The sequence below is a fragment of the Rhizobium sp. ZK1 genome (assembly GCF_047782645.1).
GTDB lineage: Bacteria > Pseudomonadota > Alphaproteobacteria > Rhizobiales > Rhizobiaceae > Rhizobium.
On record NZ_CP180586.1, the window covers coordinates 1,705,174 to 1,729,494 of the forward strand.

Annotated in this window: 23 protein-coding genes, 1 pseudogene and 1 riboswitch; of the genes and pseudogenes, 13 read left to right on the forward strand and 11 right to left on the reverse strand. The window is 60.9% G+C overall.

The window, feature by feature from the left end:
• Positions 1-79: 79 nt before the first annotated feature.
• A riboswitch (glycine riboswitch) is annotated at positions 80-171 on the forward strand.
• A gap of 155 nt (positions 172-326) precedes the next feature.
• The 6 genes and pseudogenes from gcvT (at position 327) to ACK9YZ_RS08805 (ending at position 5,880) form a co-directional block, all read left to right on the forward strand.
• Positions 327-1,463, forward strand: coding sequence for a glycine cleavage system aminomethyltransferase GcvT (gene gcvT / locus ACK9YZ_RS08780; RefSeq protein ID WP_416066300.1), 1,137 nt, complete (start codon positions 327-329; stop codon positions 1,461-1,463).
• 24 nt (positions 1,464-1,487) lie between these two features.
• Entirely contained in the window at positions 1,488-1,850 is a 363-nt protein-coding gene (gene gcvH, locus ACK9YZ_RS08785) for a glycine cleavage system protein GcvH (protein WP_216758135.1), read from the forward strand.
• Complete coding sequence (gcvP, locus tag ACK9YZ_RS08790; protein ID WP_416066301.1) at positions 1,850-4,714, forward strand: aminomethyl-transferring glycine dehydrogenase; 2,865 nt, start codon at positions 1,850-1,852, stop codon at positions 4,712-4,714. Before gcvH ends, gcvP begins: the two co-directional genes overlap by 1 nt.
• 128 nt (positions 4,715-4,842) lie before the next feature.
• Positions 4,843-5,088 (forward strand): DUF982 domain-containing protein, encoded by a 246-nt coding sequence (locus ACK9YZ_RS08795; RefSeq protein WP_216758837.1) that lies wholly within the window; start codon positions 4,843-4,845, stop codon positions 5,086-5,088.
• 219 nt (positions 5,089-5,307) lie between these two features.
• Positions 5,308-5,450: pseudogene (locus tag ACK9YZ_RS08800) on the forward strand (TetR family transcriptional regulator); the annotation flags it as partial.
• A 124-nt stretch (positions 5,451-5,574) separates the two neighbouring features.
• Positions 5,575-5,880 carry a flagellar basal body rod protein FlgC gene (locus ACK9YZ_RS08805; RefSeq protein ID WP_416066302.1) on the forward strand — a complete coding sequence of 102 codons (306 nt, stop codon included), beginning with the start codon at positions 5,575-5,577 and terminating at the stop codon, positions 5,878-5,880.
• A 33-nt stretch (positions 5,881-5,913) separates the two neighbouring features.
• On the opposite strand, the gene ACK9YZ_RS08810 is transcribed toward ACK9YZ_RS08805, so the two are convergent.
• The 9 genes from ACK9YZ_RS08810 to ACK9YZ_RS08850 all read right to left on the reverse strand — a co-directional run bounded on the left by ACK9YZ_RS08810 (position 5,914) and on the right by ACK9YZ_RS08850 (position 13,920).
• Positions 5,914-6,534: a LysE family translocator gene (locus ACK9YZ_RS08810; protein ID WP_183804703.1), complete on the reverse strand. Its 621-nt coding sequence runs from the start codon at positions 6,532-6,534 to the stop codon at positions 5,914-5,916.
• Between the two features lie 103 nt (positions 6,535-6,637).
• Positions 6,638-7,033, reverse strand: coding sequence for a Fe-S cluster assembly scaffold SufA (sufA, locus tag ACK9YZ_RS08815; protein WP_416066303.1), 396 nt, complete (start codon positions 7,031-7,033; stop codon positions 6,638-6,640).
• Positions 7,034-7,124: 91 nt separating this feature from the next.
• Entirely contained in the window at positions 7,125-7,499 is a 375-nt protein-coding gene (locus tag ACK9YZ_RS08820; protein ID WP_216758140.1) for an SUF system Fe-S cluster assembly protein, read from the reverse strand.
• A gap of 10 nt (positions 7,500-7,509) precedes the next feature.
• Complete coding sequence (locus ACK9YZ_RS08825) at positions 7,510-8,751, reverse strand: cysteine desulfurase (protein WP_416066304.1); 1,242 nt, start codon at positions 8,749-8,751, stop codon at positions 7,510-7,512.
• A gap of 12 nt (positions 8,752-8,763) precedes the next feature.
• Entirely contained in the window at positions 8,764-10,038 is a 1,275-nt protein-coding gene (sufD, locus tag ACK9YZ_RS08830; RefSeq protein WP_416066305.1) for a Fe-S cluster assembly protein SufD, read from the reverse strand.
• 23 nt (positions 10,039-10,061) lie between these two features.
• Positions 10,062-10,817, reverse strand: coding sequence for a Fe-S cluster assembly ATPase SufC (sufC, locus tag ACK9YZ_RS08835; RefSeq protein WP_216758146.1), 756 nt, complete (start codon positions 10,815-10,817; stop codon positions 10,062-10,064).
• Positions 10,818-10,934: 117 nt separating this feature from the next.
• Positions 10,935-11,138: a hypothetical protein gene (locus tag ACK9YZ_RS08840; protein WP_216758147.1), complete on the reverse strand. Its 204-nt coding sequence runs from the start codon at positions 11,136-11,138 to the stop codon at positions 10,935-10,937.
• A 1-nt stretch (position 11,139) separates the two neighbouring features.
• On the reverse strand, positions 11,140-12,609 hold the full coding sequence (gene sufB / locus ACK9YZ_RS08845) for a Fe-S cluster assembly protein SufB (protein ID WP_216758148.1): 1,470 nt from the start codon (positions 12,607-12,609) through the stop codon (positions 11,140-11,142).
• A gap of 144 nt (positions 12,610-12,753) precedes the next feature.
• On the reverse strand, positions 12,754-13,920 hold the full coding sequence (locus ACK9YZ_RS08850; RefSeq protein ID WP_216758149.1) for a cysteine desulfurase family protein: 1,167 nt from the start codon (positions 13,918-13,920) through the stop codon (positions 12,754-12,756).
• A gap of 216 nt (positions 13,921-14,136) precedes the next feature.
• On the opposite strand from ACK9YZ_RS08850, the gene ACK9YZ_RS08855 reads away from it, so the two are divergent.
• From ACK9YZ_RS08855 to ACK9YZ_RS08865, 3 genes are read left to right on the forward strand one after another with little or no spacing between them, the layout of a single operon-like run.
• Positions 14,137-14,814, forward strand: a complete 678-nt coding sequence (locus ACK9YZ_RS08855) for an alpha/beta hydrolase (RefSeq protein ID WP_025668882.1) — start codon at positions 14,137-14,139, stop codon at positions 14,812-14,814.
• Positions 14,771-15,289 carry a putative toxin-antitoxin system toxin component, PIN family gene (locus ACK9YZ_RS08860; RefSeq protein ID WP_416066306.1) on the forward strand — a complete coding sequence of 173 codons (519 nt, stop codon included), beginning with the start codon at positions 14,771-14,773 and terminating at the stop codon, positions 15,287-15,289. The genes ACK9YZ_RS08855 and ACK9YZ_RS08860 overlap by 44 nt, the downstream gene beginning before the upstream one ends.
• Positions 15,240-15,446: a hypothetical protein gene (locus tag ACK9YZ_RS08865; protein WP_216758153.1), complete on the forward strand. Its 207-nt coding sequence runs from the start codon at positions 15,240-15,242 to the stop codon at positions 15,444-15,446. The genes ACK9YZ_RS08860 and ACK9YZ_RS08865 overlap by 50 nt, the downstream gene beginning before the upstream one ends.
• 19 nt (positions 15,447-15,465) lie before the next feature.
• Here ACK9YZ_RS08865 and ACK9YZ_RS08870 read toward each other — a convergent pair whose 3' ends face one another.
• Complete coding sequence (locus ACK9YZ_RS08870) at positions 15,466-16,584, reverse strand: anhydro-N-acetylmuramic acid kinase (protein ID WP_416066307.1); 1,119 nt, start codon at positions 16,582-16,584, stop codon at positions 15,466-15,468.
• Between the two features lie 121 nt (positions 16,585-16,705).
• Here ACK9YZ_RS08870 and tyrS point away from each other — a divergent pair, with 121 nt between their 5' ends.
• Complete coding sequence (gene tyrS / locus ACK9YZ_RS08875; protein WP_112968183.1) at positions 16,706-17,962, forward strand: tyrosine--tRNA ligase; 1,257 nt, start codon at positions 16,706-16,708, stop codon at positions 17,960-17,962.
• A 106-nt stretch (positions 17,963-18,068) separates the two neighbouring features.
• On the opposite strand, the gene ACK9YZ_RS08880 is transcribed toward tyrS, so the two are convergent.
• A complete protein-coding gene (locus tag ACK9YZ_RS08880; RefSeq protein WP_216758157.1) occupies positions 18,069-21,461 on the reverse strand; it encodes an AsmA-like C-terminal region-containing protein in 3,393 nt (1,130 codons plus the stop codon).
• Between the two features lie 119 nt (positions 21,462-21,580).
• On the opposite strand from ACK9YZ_RS08880, the gene ACK9YZ_RS08885 reads away from it, so the two are divergent.
• The 3 genes from ACK9YZ_RS08885 (at position 21,581) to ACK9YZ_RS08895 (ending at position 24,298) form a co-directional block, all read left to right on the forward strand.
• On the forward strand, positions 21,581-22,054 hold the full coding sequence (locus ACK9YZ_RS08885) for a peroxiredoxin (protein WP_216758158.1): 474 nt from the start codon (positions 21,581-21,583) through the stop codon (positions 22,052-22,054).
• Positions 22,054-22,869 (forward strand): ferritin-like domain-containing protein, encoded by an 816-nt coding sequence (locus ACK9YZ_RS08890; RefSeq protein WP_416066308.1) that lies wholly within the window; start codon positions 22,054-22,056, stop codon positions 22,867-22,869. The genes ACK9YZ_RS08885 and ACK9YZ_RS08890 overlap by 1 nt, the downstream gene beginning before the upstream one ends.
• A gap of 106 nt (positions 22,870-22,975) precedes the next feature.
• Positions 22,976-24,298, forward strand: coding sequence for a M23 family metallopeptidase (locus tag ACK9YZ_RS08895; RefSeq protein WP_416066309.1), 1,323 nt, complete (start codon positions 22,976-22,978; stop codon positions 24,296-24,298).
• Positions 24,299-24,321: the final 23 nt, after the last annotated feature.

A 24,321-nucleotide genomic window follows, 5' to 3' on the forward strand; every position in this document is an offset into this window, starting at 1 on the left:
CGGCTTCTTTGAGCCGCGACAAAAATTTGTGCGTCACCGACATTTCGCTTGCCAAGCCCTGCCGCCCCCGGATAATTGCCGCAACCTTGTTGGGAGAAGCCGGTACGCGATACCGGTGCCGAAGGAGCAACCGCCCCGGAAACTCTCAGGCAAAAGGACCACAAGGGGCAGACGGAACTCTGGAGAGAGGCGTTCTCGAAACGTCCGCCGAAGGGATAACAATCTCAGGCACAGGGACAGAGGGGGCTCAAGGAGACAAGGCGTAGCTGCGCCTTCAGTTTTGAGCCCGCGCCCGGACTATCCGGCGCAAACCCCGGAGGCGTCGTTTGGACGATACTGCTGCCCTCAAGAAAACCCCGCTTCACGCGCTGCATCTGTCGCTCGGCGCCCGCATGGTGCCCTTCGCAGGTTATGACATGCCGGTGCAATATCCTGCCGGCGTCATGAAGGAGCATCTTCAGACCCGTGCCGCCGCCGGCCTCTTCGATGTCTCCCATATGGGCCAGGTCATCATCAAGGCTAAGTCCGGCAAGTATGAGGATGTGGCGTTGGCGCTGGAAAGCCTCGTGCCCGTCGATATCCTCGGCCTTGCCGAAGGCCGCCAGCGCTACGGCTTCTTCACGGATGAGAATGGCGGCATCCTCGACGACCTGATGATCACCCATCTCGACGACCACCTCTTCGTTGTCGTCAACGCTGCCTGCAAGGAGCAAGATCTCGCGCACTTGCAAAAGCATCTCTCCGATACCTGCGACATCACCCTCCTCGACCGCGCCCTGATCGCGCTCCAAGGCCCGCGCGCCGTGGAAGCGCTTGCCGAACTCTGGGCCGATGTCGCCGCCATGAAATTCATGGACGTGCGCCACTGCCGCCTGCACGATGTTTCCTGTCTCGTCTCGCGTTCGGGTTATTCCGGCGAAGACGGTTTCGAAATCTCCGTTCCCGCCGATAAGGCCGTTGACGTCGCCAACCGGTTGCTCGAGCATCCCGATGTCGAGCCGATCGGCCTTGGCGCCCGTGACTCGCTGCGCCTCGAAGCCGGTCTCTGCCTCTATGGCAACGATATCGACACGACGACCTCGCCGGTCGAAGCCGCCATCGAATGGGGCATGCAGAAGGCCCGCCGCACGGGCGGCGCCCGCGCTGGCGGTTTCCCGGGTGCCGCGCGCATTCTCGGCGAACTGGACAAAGGTGTGACCCGCAAGCGCGTCGGCCTGAAGCCCGAAGGCAAGGCGCCGGTGCGCGGCCATGCCAAGCTCTATGCCGATGCGGAAGGCAAGACCGAGATCGGGGAAGTCACCTCGGGTGGTTTCGGCCCTTCCGTCGAGGGCCCCGTCGCCATGGGCTACGTGCCGGTCTCCCATGCAGGAGTAGGCACACAGGTCTATGCCGAAGTGCGCGGCAAGTACCTGCCCGTCACTGTCTCTGCTCTTCCCTTCATTAAGCCGACCTACAAACGCTGACCCCTATTGCGAGAGGATTTTTCCATGCTGAAGTTTACCCAGGAACATGAATGGCTGAAGCTCGAAGGCGATGTCGCGACCGTCGGCATCACCACCTATGCTGTCGAGCAGCTCGGTGACCTCGTTTTCGTGGAACTGCCTGAAGTCGGCGCCACCTTCTCCAAGAATGACGATGCGGCCACAGTCGAATCCGTCAAGGCCGCCTCTGAAGTCTACTGCCCGCTCGATGGCGAGATCGTCGAAGTCAATCCGGCGATTGTTGCCGATCCCTCCCTCGTCAATTCGGATCCTCAAGGGTCTGGCTGGTTCTTCAAGCTCAAGCTTAAGACCCTCTCCGATGTCGACGGCCTGCTTGATGAGGCGGCCTACAAGGAGCTGACCGCGTAATGACGACGCCTACCGAATTCCAGTTCACCGACTATCAGCCCTATGACTTCGCCAATCGTCGTCATATCGGCCCCTCGCCGTCTGAAATGTCGGATATGCTCGGCGTCATCGGCTACAAGAGCCTGGATGCGCTGATCGACGCGACCGTGCCGCCTGCAATCCGCCAGAAGGCGCCGCTCCTCTGGGGCGCACCGATGACGGAGCGCGAAGCGCTCGACAAGCTGCGCGAAACCGCCAACAAGAACAAGGTTCTGACCTCGCTGATCGGCCAGGGCTATTACGGCACGATCACCCCGCCTGTCATCCAGCGCAACATCCTGGAAAACCCGGCCTGGTATACGGCCTATACGCCCTACCAGCCGGAAATTTCGCAGGGCCGCCTCGAAGCGCTGCTGAATTATCAGACGATGATCTGCGACCTGACGGGTCTCGACGTCGCCAACGCCTCGCTGCTCGATGAGGCGACGGCTGCTGCCGAAGCCATGGCCATGGCAGAACGCGTCGCCAAGTCGAAGGCCAAGTCCTTCTTCGTCGATGCCGACTGCCATCCGCAGACCATCGCGCTGATCCGCACCCGCGCCGAACCGCTCGGCTGGAGCATCATCGTCGGCAATCCCTTCACCGATCTCGATCCGGTCGATGTCTTCGGCGCGATCTTCCAGTATCCGGGCACGCACGGCCATGTGCATGACTATACCGGACTGATTTCCCGCCTGCACCAGACGGGCGCCATCGCCGTCGTCGCCGCCGATATCCTGTCGCTCACGCTTCTGAAGTCGCCGGGTGAAATGGGTGCCGATATCGCCATCGGTTCCTCGCAGCGTTTCGGCGTTCCGGTTGGTTATGGCGGTCCGCACGCGGCCTACATGTCGGTCAAGGACGTCATCAAGCGCTCCATGCCCGGCCGTCTCGTCGGTGTTTCCGTCGATTCCCGCGGCAACCGCGCCTACCGCCTGTCGCTGCAGACGCGCGAACAGCACATTCGTCGCGAAAAGGCGACGTCGAACATCTGCACCGCGCAGGTCCTGCTCGCCGTCATGGCCTCCATGTACGCCGTCTTCCACGGCCCGAAGGGCATCAAGGCGATTGCCCAGCAGGTCCACCAGAAGGCCGTGCTCATGGCCAAGGGCCTGGAAAAGCTCGGCTACAAGGTCGAGCCGGACACCTTTTTCGACACGATCACCGTCGATGTCGGCCATATGCAGGGCCTCATCCTGCGCGCAGCCGTTGCCGAAGGTGTGAACCTGCGCAAGGTCGGCGAGACGAAGATCGGCATGTCGCTCGACGAGCGCACCCGTCCGGCAACGCTGGAAGCCGTATGGCGCGCCTTCGGCGGCAATTTCCAGATCGCCGATTTCGAGCCCTCCTATCGCCTGCCGAAAGATCTGCTGCGCACCAGCGAATACCTGACGCATCCGATCTTCCACATGAACCGCGCCGAAAGCGAAATGACCCGCTACATCCGCCGGCTCTCCGACCGCGATCTGGCTCTCGACCGCTCGATGATCCCGCTCGGCTCCTGCACGATGAAGCTGAACGCGACGGCAGAAATGCTGCCGATCACCTGGCCGGAATTTTCCGATATCCATCCTTTCGTGCCGGACGACCAGGCGCTCGGCTATCGCGAAATGATCGATGACCTGACGGAAAAGCTCTGCGCCGTCACCGGCTACGACGCCTTCTCCATGCAGCCGAATTCCGGTGCGCAGGGCGAATATGCCGGCCTCTTGACCATCCGCAACTACCACATGGCCGACGGCCAGGGTCACCGCGACGTCTGCCTCATCCCGACCTCCGCGCACGGCACCAATCCGGCCTCGGCCCAGATGGCCGGCATGAAGGTCGTCGTCGTCAAGGTCCGTGAAAATGGCGATATCGACCTCGACGATTTCCGCGCCAAGGCGGAAGAACATGCGGCAAACCTGTCCTGCTGCATGATCACCTATCCGTCGACGCATGGCGTCTTCGAGGAAACCGTCAAGGAAATCTGCGACCTCGTGCATCAGCACGGCGGCCAGGTCTATCTCGACGGCGCCAACATGAACGCCATGGTCGGCCTGTCCCGCCCCGGTGACATCGGCTCTGATGTCTCGCACCTCAACCTGCACAAGACCTTCTGCATCCCGCATGGCGGCGGCGGTCCGGGCATGGGTCCGATCGGCGTCAAGTCGCATCTGGCACCCCACCTGCCCGGCCATCCGGAAACCGATGGCCGTTCGGGCGCGGTTTCGGCAGCAGCTTTCGGTTCGGCCTCCATCCTGCCGATCTCCTGGAGCTACTGCCTGATGATGGGCGGCGAAGGCCTGACGCAGGCAACGAAGGTGGCGATCCTCAACGCCAACTACATCGCTGCCCGCCTCAAGGGCGCTTACGACGTGCTCTACAAGTCGGCTGCCGGTCGTGTGGCGCATGAATGCATCATCGACACGCGGCCGCTGGTCGACAGCGCCGGCGTCACCGTCGATGACGTCGCCAAGCGCCTGATCGACTGCGGCTTCCATGCGCCGACCATGAGCTGGCCGGTTGCCGGCACGCTGATGATCGAGCCGACCGAGTCCGAAACCAAAGCCGAACTCGATCGCTTCTGCGAAGCCATGCTGGCGATCCGTCAGGAAGCCCGCGACATAGAGGAAGGCCGTTCGGACAAGCTGAACAACCCGCTGAAGAATGCCCCGCACACGGTGGAAGACCTCGTCGGCGAATGGGATCGCCCCTATTCGCGCGAACAGGCCTGCTTCCCGCCCGGCGCTTTCCGCGTGGACAAGTACTGGTCGCCGGTCAACCGCGTCGACAACGTCTATGGCGACCGCAACCTGATCTGCACCTGCCCGCCTGTCGAGGCGTACGCGGAGGCAGCCGAATAGCAGTCGGCCAGACGTCCAACCCAGAGCAATCCAAGCCCCTTCCATCATGGGAGGGGCTTTCCTAATTCTGATAGAGAATACGCGAAGAAAGGTCACACCAAATGCCCCAGGATCAAAGCGAAGCAAGAATGCAGGCGCCCTGGTCGAAGCCTGTGCTCATCGCCCTCGAAGAGCCCGGCAAATATATGAGCATCGATACCACTCAGTCCGCGTCCTGGGCGATGATCGAGGACTGGCCGACGGAGGATGGCGCCGCACTCGACCAGGCGCTGCTGATCTGCGCCGACGTCATCAAGGGCAAGCGCAACGGTGAGGACGCGCGCAAGGCGTTCATCGCCGCCGCAGTCGAAGCGGGTCTCGATATCAAGAGCTGAATGGAGCCAGTCGGTAAAGAGCCGCATGGATGGATGATGCGCGGCTATGCATTCCAGACGATGAAAGAACGCCGGCAGACTTTTTCGGGGTCGTCATTGGGATCGGTGAACCATTTTCGGTTTGCTGCGTAATTATCGTTGCTGGCTATTGCAAAACCAGCAGGGAGAAGGGTTGCCTGCCCCTGTACCGGGCGCTCTTCTCCTCTCACCACGGTAGCCGGCGAGATCCGCCTGACGATGGACACGCTCGACCTTTTGCGTGCGCTTGCCGGCGACGCGAGCATCAGCACCGGCCCCGCTTGGCGGGTAGCGGCACGGCAGCTCATCGATATCCTGTTGCAGGTATGGGAGCCGGTCGCTGAAGCCTGCGTGCCATCTCGATACAGTCGTCTCAGATTCCCTCGCCTTTCGCTAACCGAAGCCGTTCAGTATTCCCTAAACCCTTGCCGGTAAAACGCTTGTTGTCCGGAAACAGGGAAACGGTCGATGAGCATTTTTGCAATCACGCATACGGCTCTTTCGGGAATGCTGGCGCAGACGACGCGCGCTGGCGCAATCGCCAACAACGTCGCCAATGCGAGCACACTGGGCTACGGCCGGCTGAACACCAGTTTCCAGTCCGTCGAACCTTCGGGCGTTACGGCAAGCGTTGCCGAGACGGATCAGGGTGTGGATTTTGCGACTGAGCTCACCGATCTCATCGAGACTGAACAGAGCTACAAGGCGAATGCTGCGGTCTTCGAGACTGGTGCCGATCTATGGGAGGTGCTGATGAGCATCAAGCGTGACTAAAGCGCACTTGCCCCTTTTCAGGCAGACAATTCTTTAAACGATCGAATAGGCTACCGAACCCAGCGCTACGGCACCGAAGGCGAGCAGCATATAGCTCGTCGCGCGGCCGACCTTGGCCGTGAAATCGGCCGAGAGCCGGTCCCTTGCAAGGCTGACGGCACCGCTGAGGCAGAACCACCACAATAGCGATCCGAGGAAGACGCCCGAGACGATGGCAGCCGAACTGAAGCGGCGTGTTTCCTCGGTCAGGCCCAGGCCGGCAAACAGCGCGCCGAAGGACAGGATCGTCGCCGGATTGGAAATGGTCAGCAGGAAGGTCGAAATGGTCGTGTGCAGGAAGTCGGCCGCGTCGATCTTGGCCGCCTTTACCTTCCCTCTGTTCTCCAGTCCCCGAAAGCCGAGCCAGAGCAGCATCAGCCCGCCGCCGAGCGCCAAGGGAATGGTGGCCATCGACATGGTCTCGGAGAAGACCGCAAGCCCGGCGACAGCGACCAGCGCGTAGCTCGCGTCACCGAGGGCAGTCCCGAGCCCGCCGGAAAAGCCGTACCAGAAACCTTTCTCGATGCTTCTGTTGATGCAGAGCGTTCCGATCGGCCCGAGCGGCGCGGTAATGATGACACCCAGGAGGGCGCCTTTCAGGAACAGAAAGAGCATTGTCCGCTTTTCTTCTTGGTCGCTTGTCGGTCTCGGACAGGCTCGTCAAAATCAAAAGGCCGCCAATTATGGCGGCCATCAGGCAAATTCAACGAAAAAATTCTTAATGCTGTGCCGGAACCACGGCATCGCCGCGCGCGGCAAGGGCCGCGAGATCGGCGGGCTTCAGCTCGACGGATTCGCCGCAGCCGCAGGCCGATGTCTGGTTTGGATTGGTGAAAGTGAAGCCGGAGCGCAGTGTGGTGGTTTCAAAGCCGAGTTCGGTGCCGAGCAGATAGAGAACGGCCGACGGCTCGATCCAGACTTTAGCACCATCGCGCTCGATCAGATCGTCCTTGGCATTGGGCTCGGTCACCATGTCGATGGTATATTCCATCCCGGCGCAGCCGCCCTTCTTGATGCCGATGCGAATGCCCTTGGCATCCGGTCCGCCATTTTCGACGATCGCCTTCACGCGGTCCGCGGCAGCTGTCGTCATGCTCATCACTGCAAAGCCCATGGGCTCTTTCTCCTTCCACAACCGGGGTCAAGATCCGGTGCTTCGTGATTCAAATGTAAGGCGATCCCCTTAATGGATCAATACCAGCCGGTCAGTACCAACCAACCGCGACCTGCGCCTCTTCCGACATGCGGTCCGGCGTCCACGGCGGATCGAAGGTCATGGAAACCTCGACGCCCGAAACGCCTTCGACGGCGCCGACGGCGTTTTCCACCCAGCCCGGCATCTCGCCGGCAACTGGGCAGCCAGGCGCGGTCAGCGTCATGACGATCTTGACCATGCGGTCGTCTTCGATATCGATCTTGTAAACGAGGCCGAGCTCGAAGATATCAGCCGGAATTTCCGGGTCGTAGACGGTCTTGAGAGCGCCGATCACGTCGTCGCTGAGCCGCGCCAGTTCCGCCTCGGGAATGCTGGAATGCACGATGCCTTCGCGCACGTCGATCTTCTCTTCATCCAGACTCATGGCTTCTTCCTCAAGCAAAGAACTTGCGCGCATAGTCGAGCGCATCGGCCAGCGCATCCACTTCGGCGCGGGTATTATACATGCCGAAGGATGCCCGGCATGTGGAGGTCACGCCGAAGCGTTTCAAGAGCGGCATGGCGCAATGCGTGCCGGCGCGAACGGCAACACCCTGGCGGTCGATCACCATCGAGACGTCATGGGCATGGATGCCCGCAAGCTCGAAGGAGAAGATCGCGCCCTTGCCTGGCGCATTGCCGAAGATGCGTAGCGAATTAATCGCCTTGAGCCGCTCTTCGGCATAAACAGTCAGATCTGCCTCATGGGCTGCGATATTCTCGCGGCCGATCTTCTCCATATAGTCGAGCGCATAGCCGAGCCCGATCGCCTGCACGATCGGCGGCGTACCGGCCTCGAAACGGTGCGGCGGATCGTTGTAGGTGACGATGTCCTCGCTCACCTCGAAGATCATCTCGCCGCCCCCCTGGAACGGCCGCATCTCCTTCAGCCGGTCCTTCTTGCCGTAGAGCACGCCGATGCCAGAGGGGCCATAGAGCTTGTGGCCCGTCATGACATACCAGTCGCAATCGATATCCCGCACGTCGACCGGCAGATGCACGGCGCCCTGCGAACCGTCGATCAGCACGGGAATGCCGCGCTCATGAGCGATGCGGCAGACTTCCTTGACCGGAACGATCGTGCCGAGCGCATTCGACATATGGGTGATCGCGACGAGCTTGGTCCTGTCGGTCAGGCTCTTTTCGAAATCCTCGATATGGAAAGCGCCCTCGTCATCGACAGGCACCCAGACGAGCTTGGCGCCCTGCCTCTCCCGAATGAAATGCCATGGCACGATGTTGGAGTGGTGTTCCATGATCGTCAGCACGATCTCGTCGCCCTCGCCAATGTTTGGCATGCCCCAGCCGTAGGCGACGGTGTTGATCGCCTCGGTCGAGTTCTTGGTGAAGACGATCTCGTTTACCGAAGGCGCGTTCAGGAAGCGGCGCACCTTTTCGCGCGACGCTTCATAGGCTTCCGTCGCCGCATTGGAGAGGTAGTGAAGGCCGCGATGCACATTGGCATATTCATGGCTGTAGGCATGCGAGATAGAGTCGATCACCGCCTGCGGCTTCTGGGCGGAAGCACCGTTGTCCAGATAGACCAGCGGCTTGCCATGCACCTTCTCCGCAAGGATCGGGAAATCCCTGCGGATGGCTTCGACATCATAGGCGGTTGCCGGTACGATCTTGTCCATGGCGCTTTCCGATCAGGCGTGCTTTTCCAGCCAGGCCGAGATGACGCCTTCCAGCGCCTCGACCAAGGCTTCGTCTTCCAGTTCCTCGACGATCTCGGCAACGAAGGCATTGACGAGCATGGCGCGTGCCTTGTTCTCCGGAATACCGCGAGCCATCAGGTAGTAGAGATGGTTGTGGTCGATATCGGCAACCGTGGCACCATGGCCGCACTGCACGTCGTCGGCGAAGATCTCGAGCTCGGGCTTGACCGAAAACTCGGCATCGTCGGACATCAGCAGCGTGTTGCAGGCCATCTTGGCATCGGTCTTCTGGGCATCGGGCGCAACCCGGATCATGCCCTGGAAGACGCCCTTGGCGCGGTCGAAGACCACGTTGCGGATCACCTCCGTCGAGCCGGTGTGCGGCACGTCGTGGCCAAGCACCATCGTCACGTCGGTATGCGTGTCCGCGCCGAGCAGATTGATGCCGCGCAGCGTCAGATCGGCGCCCTCGCCCGTCACCTTGATATTCAGCTCCTGGCGCACCAGCTTGCCGCCGGCATTGATGACGAAGAGCTTCAGTTTGGCGTCAGCGCCGAGATCGATGCGGATCTGGCCGAGATGCGTGTCCTCTGTGCCCTGCTGCTGCACGATGATCCAGGTCAGCTCCGTGCCCTGTCCGACCGTGATGTCGCTGACATGCGACACGAGTGCGGCATCGTCAGTCACCGAGCGGTGACGCTCGATCACGACGCCCTTCACGTTTGCGCCGAAGCTGACCGGCAGGCGGGTATGAATATCGCCGCCGGCATGCACGAACTGGATTTCCAGCGGCTCTTCGAGCTCGGTACCATCAGGCACATCGATCACATAGCCGTCCTTGACGAAGCTGCCATTGATGCGGCCGATTGCATCGTCACGGCCAAGCGCGTCGAGTCCTTCGACAGCCGAACCATCGGTCAGCTTTTCGGAATAAACGGAAACCGCGAGATCGCCGACTGAGGCCTTGTTGGCGGCCTTGCCCTGGATAACGGCAAGAACCGGAGAGCCGTCGACCAGCGGCTCCAGCGCTTCAGAGCCGGCATCGCCTGCCTGAGCCGGAACGCTGCGCAGCAGGTTCTTCAGGTCCGTATAGTGCCAGGCCTCGATGCGGCGCGTCGGCAGACCTTCCTTCTTGAGGTCGTCGAGCAGCCGGTCGCGCAGCGCAGTCACTGCACCATTGCCTGGCAGTTCGCCGATCTGCTGATTGAACGCTTCGATCAGCGCCGATTCGGCCGCAGTCAGGCGGCTCGTCGTTTGCATGTTCATGGACGTCGTCCTTTCCGCCACGCTCAGGCTGCGGCGCCGATGATGTCGGCGTAACCGTTGGCTTCCAGCTCATGGGCCAGCGTCTTGTCGCCGGACTTGATCACCTGGCCCTTATAGAGAACGTGGACAGTGTCCGGCACGATGTAATCGAGCAGGCGCTGGTAGTGGGTGATGACGATGACGGCGCGGTCAGGCGAACGCAGCGCGTTGACGCCGTCGGCAACGATCTTCAGCGCGTCGATGTCGAGGCCGGAGTCGGTTTCGTCGAGCACGCAAAGCTTCGGCTCAAGCAGCGCCATCTGCAGGATCTCGGCGCGCTTCTTCTCACCACCGGAGAAGCCGACGTTCAGCGGGCGCTTCAGCATCTCGGTATTGATCTGCAGCTTGCCGGCAGCGTCCTTGACCCGGCGCATGAAATCCGGCGTCGTCAGCTCATCTTCGCCGCGCGCCTTGCGCTGCTCGTTCATCGCTACCTTCAGGAACTGCATGGTGGCAACTCCCGGAATTTCGACCGGGTACTGGAAGGCGAGGAAGACGCCCTTGGCGGCGCGCTCAGCCGGATCGAGCTCGAGAATGCTCTCGCCATTATAGAGGATGTCGCCCTCGGTCACTTCATAGTCTTCACGACCGGACAGCACATAGGAGAGCGTCGACTTGCCAGAGCCGTTCGGCCCCATGATGGCGGCAACTTCCCCGGCTTTCACCGTCAGGTTCAAACCACGGATAATCTCGGTGCCATCTTCGGCGATGCGGGCATGAAGGTTCTTGATTTCAAGCATCTTTGGTTCCTGCGTTTCTCTGCGCAGCTCACTCAGAGCCTCGCGTAATTCGTAAGGGCGTTACCTGTGGCGCTCGGCGCTATCGCCAGAAGCAAATTGCGGCGAAAACCGCGCTCGCTACGAGCCGAAGCCATTCGACATAACCGGGATAGCCAGAATGGCCTCTCCCGGTTTTTCCACGCGCTGCCGGAGAAACACATAGGGCTGCTCCGGCGGCTTTTCTGTCTTGTATTCCTGTTCGCGGGGGCGAATTTTCGCCAATACCTCCCCGCGCATGTCAGCCAGACGTTCAAGAATTCGCTTCTTGTCCGCCTCGCTCATATCAGCCGACCGAGCCTTCGAGCGAGATGCTGATCAGCTTCTGCGCCTCGACGGCGAATTCCATCGGCAGCTCCTGCAGGACCTCCTTGACGAAGCCGTTGACGATCAGCGCGATCGCCGCCTCGGTCGGGATGCCGCGTTGCAGGCAGTAGAACAACTGGTCTTCCGAGATCTTCGAGGTGGTTGCCTCGTGTTCGAACTGCGCCGTCGAATTCTTTGCCTCGATGTAGGGCACCGTATGGGCGCCGCACTTGTCGCCGATCAGCAGCGAGTCGCACTGCGTGAAGTTGCGCGCGTTCGACGCCTTGCGGTGGGCCGAAACCTGGCCGCGATAGGTGTTGTTGGAAACACCGGCGGCAATACCCTTGGAGACGATGCGGCTCGACGTGTTCTTGCCAAGATGGATCATCTTGGTGCCGCTGTCGATCTGCTGATGGCCGTTGGAAACGGCGATCGAGTAGAACTCGCCTCTGGAGTCATCGCCGCGCAGGATGCAGGACGGATACTTCCAGGTAATCGCCGAACCGGTCTCGACCTGCGTCCAGGAGATCTTCGAACGGTCGCCGCGGCAATCGCCACGCTTGGTGACGAAGTTGTAGATGCCGCCCTTGCCGTCCTTGTCGCCCGGATACCAGTTCTGGACCGTCGAATACTTGATCTCGGCATCGTCGAGCGCGACGAGCTCGACCACGGCCGCGTGCAACTGGTTTTCATCGCGCTGCGGTGCGGTGCAGCCCTCGAGATAGGAGACATAAGCGCCTTCCTCGGCGATGATCAGCGTGCGCTCGAACTGGCCGGTATTCTTCTCGTTGATGCGGAAATAGGTGGAAAGCTCCATCGGGCACCGCACACCCTTCGGCACGAAGACGAAGGAGCCGTCGGTGAAGACAGCCGAGTTCAGCGTCGCATAATAGTTGTCGGTCGTCGGAACGACGGAGCCGAGATACTTGCGCACGAGATCGGGATGCTCGCGGATGGCTTCCGAGATCGACATGAAGATCACGCCGGCCTTCTTCAGCTCTTCCTTGAAGGTCGTCACGACGGAAACCGAATCGAACACCGCATCGACGGCAATCTTCGGCTTCTCGACGCCGGCGAGGATCTCCTGTTCCTTCAGCGGAATGCCGAGCTTCTCATAGACCTTGAGGATTTCAGGGTCGACCTCATCAAGCGATTTCGGACCCGGCGTGCTCTTCGGCGCCGCGTAATAGTGGATCGCGTTGAAATCGATCTTCGGATAGTCGACGCGCGCCCATGTGGGCTCGTCCAACGTCTGCCAGCGCTTGTAGGCTTCCAGGCGCCATTCGAGCATCCATTCCGGCTCCTGCTTCTTGGCAGAGATCAGGCGGATGATGTCTTCGGAAAGGCCCTTGGGTGCCTTGTCCATTTCGATGACGGTTTCAAAACCGTATTTATACTGGTCCACGTCGATCTGACGGACGCGATCGACTGTTTCCTGGACTGCAGCCATGTCGTTCTCCAATCTCGCCGGAGAAAAGGTCCGGCAGCTTGTCGTGCGGGCAATTTTCTTTTGCCCCTGATATAAGTGGCCAAAAGGGACTTTTCAGCCCTGATGGCAAGTGGAAATTTGCGTTTCCGCAAGTTTGTGAGGCGTTCAGGCCGCCTCGCCCGCCAGCTTTCGGCGGGCGGCAATTTTCGTAAATGCGGCAATCGCCCGATCCACGTCTTCTTCCGTCGTCGAAAAGCCGAGCGACATGCGCAGCGCCCCGAGCTTGGGATCGCGACCCATTGCCGTCAGTACATGGCTTTCGCCGACCCTGCCGGAAGAGCAGGCCGAACCCGCCGAAAGGGCCACGCCTTCGAGATCGAAGGCGATCTGCCCGGTCTCCGCCTTCAGGCAGGGAAGCGTGAAGAAGATGGTGTTGGCGACGCGCGGGCCGCCTGCCCCATGAATGATGACATCGGGCGCCGCAGCGCGCATGCCGGCTTCCAGCCGATCGCGCAGGACCGCAATCGCAGCATTGCGCTCCTCAAGATTCTGCAGCACGGCTTCAGCAGCTGCCCCGAAGCCGATCAGCGCCAGCGAATTCTGTGTCCCCGAGCGGTGACCCTTCTCCTGCCCGCCACCGCGGATCAGCGCTTTCGGCATCAAAGCCTCGCCTCGGGCGATCAACGCGCCCGCTCCTTTCGGTCCACCGATCTTGTGGGAGGAAATGATCATGAAATCGGCGCCGATCCGCCCGATATCGATCGGCAGCCGGCCGGCCGCCTGCACGGCATCGACCACGAAGAGTCCGCCATGAGCACGCACGATCCTGCCGGCCTCTTCGACCGGCTGGACGATGCCGGTCTCGTTGTTGACGAACATGATCGCCACCATCGGCAGGCCCGTCGACTTGTCGTGGGCGTCGAGAAGTGCTGAGAGCGCGGTGAGGTCGACAATGCCGGCATCGGTCACCGGGATCTCGGTCGTCCTGTCCTTCGGGAAACGTCCACCCTCGCGCACTGCCAGATGCTCGACGGCGGAATGGTAGAGGCGGCCGAGCTTCAGCGGCGTGCGACCCATACTGAAATCGGGCGTCAACATCATATTGGCCGCTTCGGTCGCGCCGCTCGTAAAGATCACATTGGCCGGATCGGTGCCCGTCAGCAACGCGACTTTGCGGCGCGCGCCCTCGATGGCGGCACGGGCGGCGCGGCCCTCGCCGTGCACGGAATTGGGATTGCCGAAGACGTCCACGGCGCGCATGACCGCGTCACGCGCGGCAGGGTGCATCGGCGATGTTGCGTTCCAATCGAGATAAAGGCGTGGCGGCGCCATTGTCTTCGGTCCTGCGCTTGACGAGCTTGCTTTGGCGTGGCGGCGCATTTTTCTTGAAATTTCCGCCGGGCTTGCCTTATGACACGTTCCACGCTGCGTGGATTGCCATGCAAGTTTCGAATTGTTCTAAACTGCGTTTTAGAAAAGCTGACAACCGTCGTCAAGTCATGTTGTCGCCAAACGTGGCGTGAACGCGAAATAAAACCCGGAGTACCGATGCCCGAAGTCATTTTCAACGGCCCTGCCGGCCGTCTTGAAGGCCGCTACCAGCCCTCCAAGGAAAAGAGCGCACCGATCGCCGTCATTCTGCACCCGCATCCGCAGTTTGGTGGCACGATGAACAACCAGATCGTCTACCAGCTCTTCTACATGTTCCAGAAGCGCGGTTTTACAACACTGCGCTTCAATTTCCGGGGCATCGGCCGCAGTCAGGGCGAATTCGACCATGGTGCGGGCGAGCTTTCGGACGCGGCTTCTGCGCTCGACTGGGTGCAGAGCCTGCATCCCGATTCGAAGACCTGTTGGGTCGCCGGTTACTCCTTCGGCTCCTGGATCGGCATGCAGCTTCTGATGCGCCGCCCGGAAATCGAAGGCTTCATGTCGATTGCCCCGCAGCCGAACACCTATGACTTCTCGTTCCTGGCGCCTTGCCCTTCCTCCGGCCTGATCATCAACGGCGAGGCGGACAAGGTGGCGCCCGAAAAGGACGTTAACGGCCTCGTCGAGAAGCTGAAGACACAGAAGGGCATCCTCATCACCCATCGCACGGTGCCGGGCGCCAACCACTTCTTCAACGGTCAGGTCGACACGCTGATGGCCGAGTGCGAGGATTACCTCGATCGCCGCCTCAATGGCGAACTCGTGCCGGAACCGGCAGCCAAGCGCATCAGGTGATTTCTTTATACGTCTCGTGGTGGATACGAACGTTTTGATAAGCGCTTGTATCGGCCGCGGGGCGGCCTCAAGCGTTATAGAAGCTTGTCTCGAAGATCGCGTTGTTCCCTACATTTCCGGGCCGCTGCTGCTGGAATATTGCGATGTTATCGGCCGCGATGAGATTTTCCGTGCGGCCCGGTTGAACGCAAATGAGCGAATGTTTCTGCTCGATGTGTTTGTTTCCAAGTGCAGGTTGAGCATTCTGCATTTCAAATGGCGGCCGAACCTTGTCGATGAAGGCGACAATCACCTTGTCGAATTGGCAATCGCGGCGAACGCGCATATTATAGTCACATCGAACATTGGGACTTTTCCAGGTCGGAACTCAAGTTTCCGCATTTGGTCGTGGAGACGCCCGAGCGTTTTATGGAAAGGTTGCAGCAATGAGCGCAATAACAATCGAACTTTCCGAAAGCATTCGCGAGAAGATTGAATTTATCGCAACCGAAAAAGGGCTGCGGAGCGAAACATTGCTGGAGAACATGGCCAAAGATCTGGTTCAGCAATTCGAAGCGATCAAACTCTATCAGGAAATGGCTGAGCGTGGTCGCGGCCGAGAAAAGGAAGCTCTTGAGCTTCTAAAGCGTTAGATAAAAGATTCTCAACATTTCATGGTCTCGCCAGAATGCCACCGGTCATCGGCTGGCTGACACCCGTCGTGCCGGGATAGGTCAGCGGCAGGCCCTCCAGCGAGCGTACGGCGAGATAAGCCCAGGCCTCCGCCTCCATCGCATCGCCATCGAAGCCCGCCTGTTCGGCACTCATCACGCTGGAAGCGCTCTTCCCGGCCATATCGGCAAACTCCGCCATGATCGCCCCGTTCAGCCGCCCGCCACCGCAGACGATGTAGACTGAGGGGCTCTCGGGCAGATAGCCGGCCGATTTGATGATCGAGGCCGCAGCGACATGCGCAAGCGTGCGCGCCCCATCCTCAAGGCTCGCTTCACCATTCGCAAGCGGCTTGAAATCGCCGCGGTCGAGCGAACGGCGGATATTGCCTTGGAAGAACGGGCTGCCGAGGTAGCGCGCGGCGATGTCAGGCACCACCTGCCCGCGCCCGGCGATCTCGCCGCCCGGATCATAGGTCTTGCCGGTCTGCATCTCCACCCACTGATCGATCAGCGTATTGCCGGGGCCGCTGTCGAAGGCGGCGATGCGGCCTTCCGCGCCGATATAGGTGAGGTTGGAAATGCCGCCGATATTGACGAAGCAGACTGTCTGCCCGTCCTTCTGGAAGCGACCAGCAAGCGCAGCGTGATAGGCCGGCACCAGCGGCGCGCCCTGCCCGCCATGCGCCATGTCGTTGGCGCGCATATCATAGACGACAGGAATGCCTGTGCGTTCGGCCAGAAGCTGCCCGTCACCGATCTGGATCGTCAGCGCATCGTCCGGCCGGTGCAGCACGGTTTGGCCGTGAAAGCCGAGCACGTCGATTTCGTCCTTATCCAGGCCGAATTTAACGAGAAATGCCGCAACGGCATCTGCATGACGCTCAGTGAGTTCAATCTCGATGTCGCGCAATTCGTCCGGTCGTGCATTGCGATCCGTCAACGGCCGCGCCAGATCGAGTGCCTGTTTCAGCCGCTCGCGAAAACCGCCGTCATAGGCCACACCCAGGAACGGGCCGCGCTCGATGAAGCCTCGCCCGTCTGTCCTGAGCAACGCCACATCGATGCCGTCCATCGAGGTGCCGCTCATCAAGCCGATCGCAGTCCTGACGATATCCATTGCGCCGCGCGCCTTTCATGCGATTCCCGGATGCACTTTTGGAAAAACAGTGCTAAACGCGCCGCGACGGTTCAACAAGCGTCAATCCCAATTCACGTTCGACGTTCAAGAGACGAAGCCCATGCCCGAGTTCAAGTCCGATTTCCTCCGCACGCTGCAAGAGCGCGGCTTCATTCATCAGATTTCCGATGAAAGCGGCCTCGACGATCTCTTCGCCAAGGAAACCGTGACGGCCTATATCGGCTTCGATCCGACCGCACCCAGCCTGCACGCCGGATCGCTGATCCAGATCATGATGCTGCACTGGATGCAGAAGACCGGCCATCGCGCCATCTCGCTGATGGGCGGCGGCACCGGCATGGTCGGCGACCCCTCCTTCAAGGAGGAGGCCCGCCAACTGATGACCGTCGATACGATCGAAGGCAACATTGCCTCGATCAAGCGCGTCTTTTCCAACTACCTGAACTACGGCGACGGCCCGAAGGACGCGCTGATGATCAACAATGCCGAATGGCTGCGCTCGCTGAACTATCTCGAGTTCCTGCGCGATGTCGGCAAGCATTTCTCGGTCAACCGCATGCTGTCCTTCGACAGCGTAAAGACGCGTCTTGACCGCGAACAGTCGCTGTCCTTCCTGGAATTCAACTACATGATCCTCCAGGCTTACGATTTCGTCGAGCTCGCCAAGCGCTACGACTGCCGCCTGCAGATGGGCGGCTCGGACCAGTGGGGCAACATCGTCAACGGCATCGACCTCGGTCACCGCATGGGGACGAAGCAGCTCTATGCGCTGACCTCGCCGCTGCTGACGACTTCGTCCGGCGCCAAAATGGGCAAGTCGGCGACCGGTGCGGTGTGGCTGAATGCCGACATGCTCTCGGCCTATGACTTCTGGCAGTACTGGCGCAATACGGAAGACGCCGATGTCTCGCGCTTCCTGAAGCTCTACACCACGCTGCCGATGGACGAGATCGCCCGCCTTTCCGCGCTCGCAGGTTCCGAGATCAACGAAGTCAAGAAGATCCTGGCAACCGAGGTCACCGCGATCCTGCACGGCCGCGAGGCCGCAGAACAGGCAGCCGAGACGGCCCGCAAGACCTTCGAGGAAGGCGGCCTCTCCGACAACCTGCCATCGGTCGAGGTTCCGGCCTCCGAACTCGACGCCGGCATCGGTCTGCTCTCCCTGATCGTCCGCGCCGGTCTTGCCGCCTCGAATGGCGAAGCCCGCCGTCACGTCCAGGGCGGCGCCGTGCGCATCAACGACCAGGCCGTCAGCGACGAGCGCAAGATGATCGGCAGCGGCGAAATCACCGCCGATGGCGTCATCAAGCTGTCGCTCGGCAAGAAGAAGCACATCCTGATCCGCCGTGCTGCGTAAGCAGTGCCGCAGAACCAAGACAAAAGCCGGCCCTTGCGCCGGCTTTTGTATGTCTGCGGTAAAGTGAAGCTCAGGATCGAAGCCAGTAGCGCTTCGAATCCGGCGATCACTGGAATTCGAAAATCTGCCGGAAAACGCCGGGCGCGATCACCGAGAGCGGATTGATCTGCAGGTTCGGCTGGTCGAACTTGCCTGTCAGCTTGAAAGTAATGCCGATCAGACCGCGGTCCGAGCCGTTGCCGAGGATGACACCGATCAGCGGCAGTTCGGCAAACAGCCGGTTGAGGCCATAGGCCGGCATGAAGGTGCCGGTCATGTCCATATTGCCCTTCGCATTGCGCACCACACCCTGGAAGGTGGCGCCAATCTGATCACCGCGCAGCACGCCGTTTTCGATGGAGATCGCCCCGCCGCGCGAAACGATACGGGCGAAGCCGCGCTGGAAACGCTGCGAGGAGGTATCGATATCGCGTTTGACGGCTTCGTTCAATGTGCGCTGGTCAGAGCCGACAGGTGTGGAAACGATCGAGCGCAGGCGTTGCTCGTTGACGATCGAGAAGCGACGCACGTCGAGTGAGCCGTCCCAGCCGTTGCCCGCATTGAGGCGGATCGACAGGTTGAGAAGCCCGCCCTGCATATGCTGATAGAGATCGGCAAAACGTGAGACGGAGCCGGCATCGCCGCTGGTGATATTGATGACGCCGCCGCCCTGCATCTGGCTGACGACCGCCTCGCCGCTATCGGTGATGCCGGAGAAATTCAGCGATTGCAGCCGGCTGCCGCTCATGGCGATCTGCGCCTGGAAATTGCCGATCTTCTCGTCATTGAAGCCGATGATGTTCTGCAGCTTCGCCCGCACGGTCACGCTGCTGTTGTCACTGCCATCGCCATCGCTGTCCGAATCCGATTTCAGCCGGGCGATGATCGGTCGCGCGTCGGCGCTGGCGCCGGATACGGAAATATCGAAGCCGCCTTTGCTGCGTTTCAGCGACAACCCGAAATCATCGACCGAAGACAGTTTCACGCTATCGAAATCAGCCGATATCAGGCCGCTTTTGCCGATCACAAGCGCCCCGGTTGCCCCGAAGCCATCCCCCTTCAAACGGAAATTCTTGACCTGCGTATTGTCAGGCGGGCCGGAAACCTCGAATTCGGCATTGGCCGGAATACCGCTGCCCTTCGACCAGCCGATCCAGGGCAGATCGAGCGATGCCTTGCCGAGATCGAGTTGCACGTCCTGCCGGTCCTCGTCAAGGCGCGTCAGTACCAGCTTGATGCTGCCGCCGAGGATGCCGGAAAGGCCAGGCAGCAGCCTGTCACGCTGGTCGCCGTTCAGCGTTGCCGTGATCACGCGCTGCGGCTCGATGCCGGAAGATTTGTCGACAGGCTCCAGCATATCGATATCGGCGGATACGCCGTCGATGTCGGCCTTGCCCTTGACCTTCACCTGCCGCGGATCGGCATCGAGCATGCCGTCGAGATTGGTGATGACTCGCCCCGAGAACGGCTTGGCAAGCGCGACATCGGTAAGCTTCATCTGCGCCTCCCATTCGGGTGGCGGCGGGTTCTGCGAGGACAGAAGTCCGAAATGCGCCTGCACATGCGCGTCGATAGTGCCCTTGAGGTCGTCGGGCACAAAGCCTGCGCGTTGCAGCACCTTGATCGGCTTGTAGGTCAGAAGCTCGCCCACCGCATCCGCCGAGCCTGAAACGGAAATGTCCGCATCGGCCATCAGCGGCTTGTCATAGACTGACGGCATCACGAAGGTGCCCGGGAGCACTGCCACTGAACGCCCGGATGGGAAATAGGAGGTGCCGCTCTTGAGCGAGATCATCGCCTTTCCGCCCGTCAGGTCGAAATGCGCTGCGGTATCGCGCACCGGCGGGATCTCACCGGCGACATTCAGGCGCGTCCCGTCGATGTCGAAGGCGATGCGGAGCTGGTTCTCATCGAGCCGCAGGCCGCGTCCTCCCGCCGCCTCGTCCAGCCGGCCTGCCGGAATGAAGACGGAAATGGAAGCATTGCTCACCGTGCCGCCGAACAGGTTTGCAAGCACCCAGACCCGTGCCTTGGACGCCATCCAGAAGGGCCAAAGCTGCTTGACTGCCGTCGTCTGCATCTGCTGCGACTGACCGGCAAAACTGATCTCCGGTGACTTCTCGTTCAGTCGGATGTGAAGAGCCCCGTAGAGCGAGCCGAGCGGCGAGGAAGCCACCATATTCGTGAACTGAAATTCGCGGCCGGCAACGAGATAGCGCCCGGTCGCCTGCAGATCGAAGGATAGCGGCTGCTCGCCGGAATTGGGTGCGGCAGTGCCGCCGCTGATCAGCGCGTCGATGCCGAACCCCTTGCCCGCATTCGGATCGAGCTTGTCGAGATCGATGATCGCGCCGTTGAACGGCAGAATGGTCGCGCCGAGATGCAGCTGCGACTTGGCGATCTCCAGCGTCTGCTTGTCGAAGTCATAAGCCAGATTGAGTTGCCCGTCCGTCAGCTCCTGAGAATCGCCGTCGACATAAAGAACGCCCGGATCGAGTTTCAGAGCCGCATTGAGTGACGGTTTGACTCCGTCGGCAGTTCTGACCGCAGAAATGGTGAGATTGCCGAAGGTATTGAGGCCCTGGCGGATCTCGCCCTGCTCGTTCCGTTTCAGCGCAAATGGCGTGAGATCGGCGTGCGACAATGTGGCAACGAGCCGGGATGCCCGCCCGCCGGTCTGCTCGGTGATTACATTGAGATCAGCCGCTTCGCCGTTGATGGAAATCTGGCCGCTCAGTTGCAGCGAGTTCGGCCCGGCATGCTCGAAGGCGAGATTGTCGACGACGAGCGAAAGCGGCCCGTTTGCCGTATCCGCAAGCTTGATGTCGATGCCGGAGATGCGCACGGAATCGGTCGCGCCGCGTTCGACGAAGTTTTCGAACAGATCGAGATGCGAGAATATCGTCTCCATTGCCGCCGGAACGGCATCGACGCGCAGATCGTCAAGCTTGACGGGAGCGCCTGACGGAAGCAGCGACGTGTCGAGGGCAATATCGTCGGCTTCCACCGATGTCACAGCGATCCGGCCGCGGAAGAGCTGCAGCGGATCGAGCGCCATACGCATCGAGGACGTCGTGGAAAGATGCTGGCCGCTTTGCTGGTCGATCATGTTGACGTCGCGCGCTTCGAGCGCCAGCCGCAGGCCGGACGTGAAGCGGATGACGGTGGACCCGACTTCGGCCCGGTAGCGCGGTCCGAGCGCACTGTTCAGTGCCGACTGCGCCTGCTGCGACAGCGGTGCGTCGACAATTCCGCTTTCGATGGTGAAAACGATCGCCGCCAGGATGAACAGGATGACCGCGCAGAAGCCGCCGGTGGCTTTTGCGGTGCCGCGCATGCGCGAGCGTGGCGGCGGGCAATGCACGATGAGAGGATCCTCCACTTGCGCGGAAGGCAGGTTATGCAACGCGACGATATCCTTCTTGCGAAACGTGACTTTTTCGCCGCGGATGGCTGACATGCGCCTTGGGAAACTCCTGAATCTGATTTGAACGGCTCTGGGCGGGACGCCGTTTCATCCACTATATAACCCGTCTGATATAGTATCCCTCCTAAACCCGGCAAAAGAAAGTTTTGAGAATGTCTGCACCCGGTATCGGCTCTCCTGCTCCCGATTTCAGCCTCCCGCGCGATGGCGGCGGGCGCATTTCACTCTCGGATTTCCATGGAAAGCCGGTGGTTCTGTTCTTCTATCCCAAGGATGACACGACGGGCTGCACGACCGAATCCCTGGATTTCACGGCACTTGCTGGTGAGTTCGCAGCCGCCGGGGCCGCCGTCGTCGGCATGTCGCCCGATTCGGCGACCTGCCACGATCGCTTCATCAAGAAACACAAGCTGACGGTGGCGCTTGCCTCCGACGAGGAGAAGACGGTGCTGCAGGCCTATGGCGTGTGGAAGGAGAAAAAGATGTATGGCCGCACCTTCATGGGCGTCGAGCGCACCACTTTCCTGATCCGCCAGGACGGCACCATTGCCACCATCTGGCAGAAGGTAAAGGTCGCAGGCCATGCCGAAACGGTACTGGCAGCCGTCAGGAACCTTGCTGCGTGATGAGCATCACCTCGCTGCGCGGCGGCGCGATCGATGCGATCCGTTCCGCCGATCTCGACCGCAAGACGGAACTCGCGCAGGAAAGTGCCGCAAGATGGTTTGCGCGGCGCATCTCGCTGCGCTCGCCGCTGGACGCGCCCCTGCCGGAGCGTCCCGGCCGGCCGGAAAAGCCGCTGCTGGTGCCGCCGACCCAGGTCGAGAAGCGCTCGCTGCATACCATGCCTGGCCGCATCGCCCTGTTGCATGCGATTGCCCATATCGAACTCAATGCCGTCGATCTGGCGCTCGACATCGTGGCGCGATTCGCTTCCGCCCATGTGCCGAATTCTTTCTTCGATGGCTGGATGCAGGTGGCCTACGAAGAGGCCAAGCACTTCCGCATGGTGCGGAAGCGCCTCAAGGATCTCGGCGCTGACTATGGTGATCTGCCCGCCCATGATGGCCTCTGGCAGGCGGCGCATTCGACCCGCAACGACCTGACGGCGCGCCTAGCCGTCGTGCCGCTCATTCTCGAAGCGCGCGGTCTCGATGTCACACCTGCGCTGCAGGCCAAGATGCGCGAGACCGGTGACCTCGAAAGTGCCGCGGTGCTCGACGTCATCTACAATGACGAGAAGGGCCATGTCGCCGTCGGCGCCAAATGGTTCCGCTTCCTCTGCGCACGCGAAAAGCGTGATCCCGCAAGGACATTCCAGGAATTGGTGCGGGCCAATTTCCGCGGTCCGCTGAAGGCACCGTTCAACGATGTGGCCCGAGCCGAAGCCGGGCTGACGCCCTCCTTCTACAGGGCACTGACCTCGACCAGCCAGAGCTGATTGGTAAGCTCTGGCTTGCTGACGTAAACCGACTATTAACCATAAAAGTATGTAATCATTTCCCAATGAGGCGGCGCTGAAACGGCGAATCTTTGGGAGACCCTCCGTGACGAACGGGCATCACAGTCGGGTATTCGGCAAGAGGGCGCAGGAGCACGTCCTCATCCTCGCCAGTGGCGACAAGGTGCGTCACATGACGGTGAAGCCCTGGATGGCGGCGCTGGCCTTCTGCTTCGTCGGTGTCTTTTCCATCGGCTATCTGCTTGCCACCTCTTACCTCGTGCTGCGCGACGATCTGATCGGTGCGACCATGGCCCGCCAGGCCCGTATGCAGCATGACTACGAGGATCGCATCGCGGCACTGCGCGCCCAGGTCGACCGCATCACCTCCCGCCAGCTTCTTGATCAGCAGGTCGTCGAGGACAAGGTCGACAAGCTGATGGAGCAGCAGATGGCGTTGACCTCGCGCCACGGCAAGCTCGATAACCTGCTCGACCGCGCCCAAAGCTCCGGCCTGACGGGCAAGGATGTGCCTGCCGCGAATGTTCCGGCGCAATCCTATGCGCCCGACATCAAGGACAAGCGCGCTTCGCTGACCGGCGGTGCGCAGGCGATTGAAAATATGCTGGCAGGCGACAGCAAGCCGGCCGACGCCGAAACGCCCGATAATTCCACCCTCGCCTATGTTCCATCACAAGAAACTGTTGGCGACCGCGCTGACCGCATCTTTTCCAAGGTCACGCTTTCGCTGAAGAGCGTCGAGCAGGATCAGAAGAGCCGTATCGAGCTGCTGACGAGCGACGCCGGCAATGCCGCCGATACGATCCAAGGCGTACTCGACCGCTTCCATATTGCGGTCCCGGCTGAGGCTGTTGCCGCCAAGGAAGATGAGGACGAAGCCGTCGGTGGTCCTTATGTGGAGCCTGAAAGCAACGACGACTTCAACAATTCGCTGATCCAGCTCGACGGCGCGCTGACGCGTCTGGAGGCCGTGCGCAGCACCGCCGAAGCAATGCCCTTCCGAAATCCGGCCATCGGCAAGGAAGTCACCAGCCCCTTCGGCAACCGGCGCGATCCCTTCCTCGGCCGGCTTGCCCTTCATTCCGGCATCGATTTCCGCTTCTCTCCTGGCGAAAGGATCCGACCCACCGCGCCCGGCAAAGTGATCGCGGCCGGCTGGACCGGCGGCTACGGCAACATGGTCGAGGTCGATCACGGCAATGGGATTTCGACGCGCTACGGCCATATGTCGGAAATTCTGGTCAAGGTCGGCGACACGGTCGACTGCAATGATGTCGTCGGCCTGGCCGGCAGCACGGGCCGCTCCACCGGCACGCACCTGCATTATGAGGTGCGTCAGGATGGACATGCCGTCGACCCGATCTATTTCATGAATGCCGGCCTTAAACTTGCCACTTATATAAAATAGCCGGTCGCGGTAACGAATGCTTC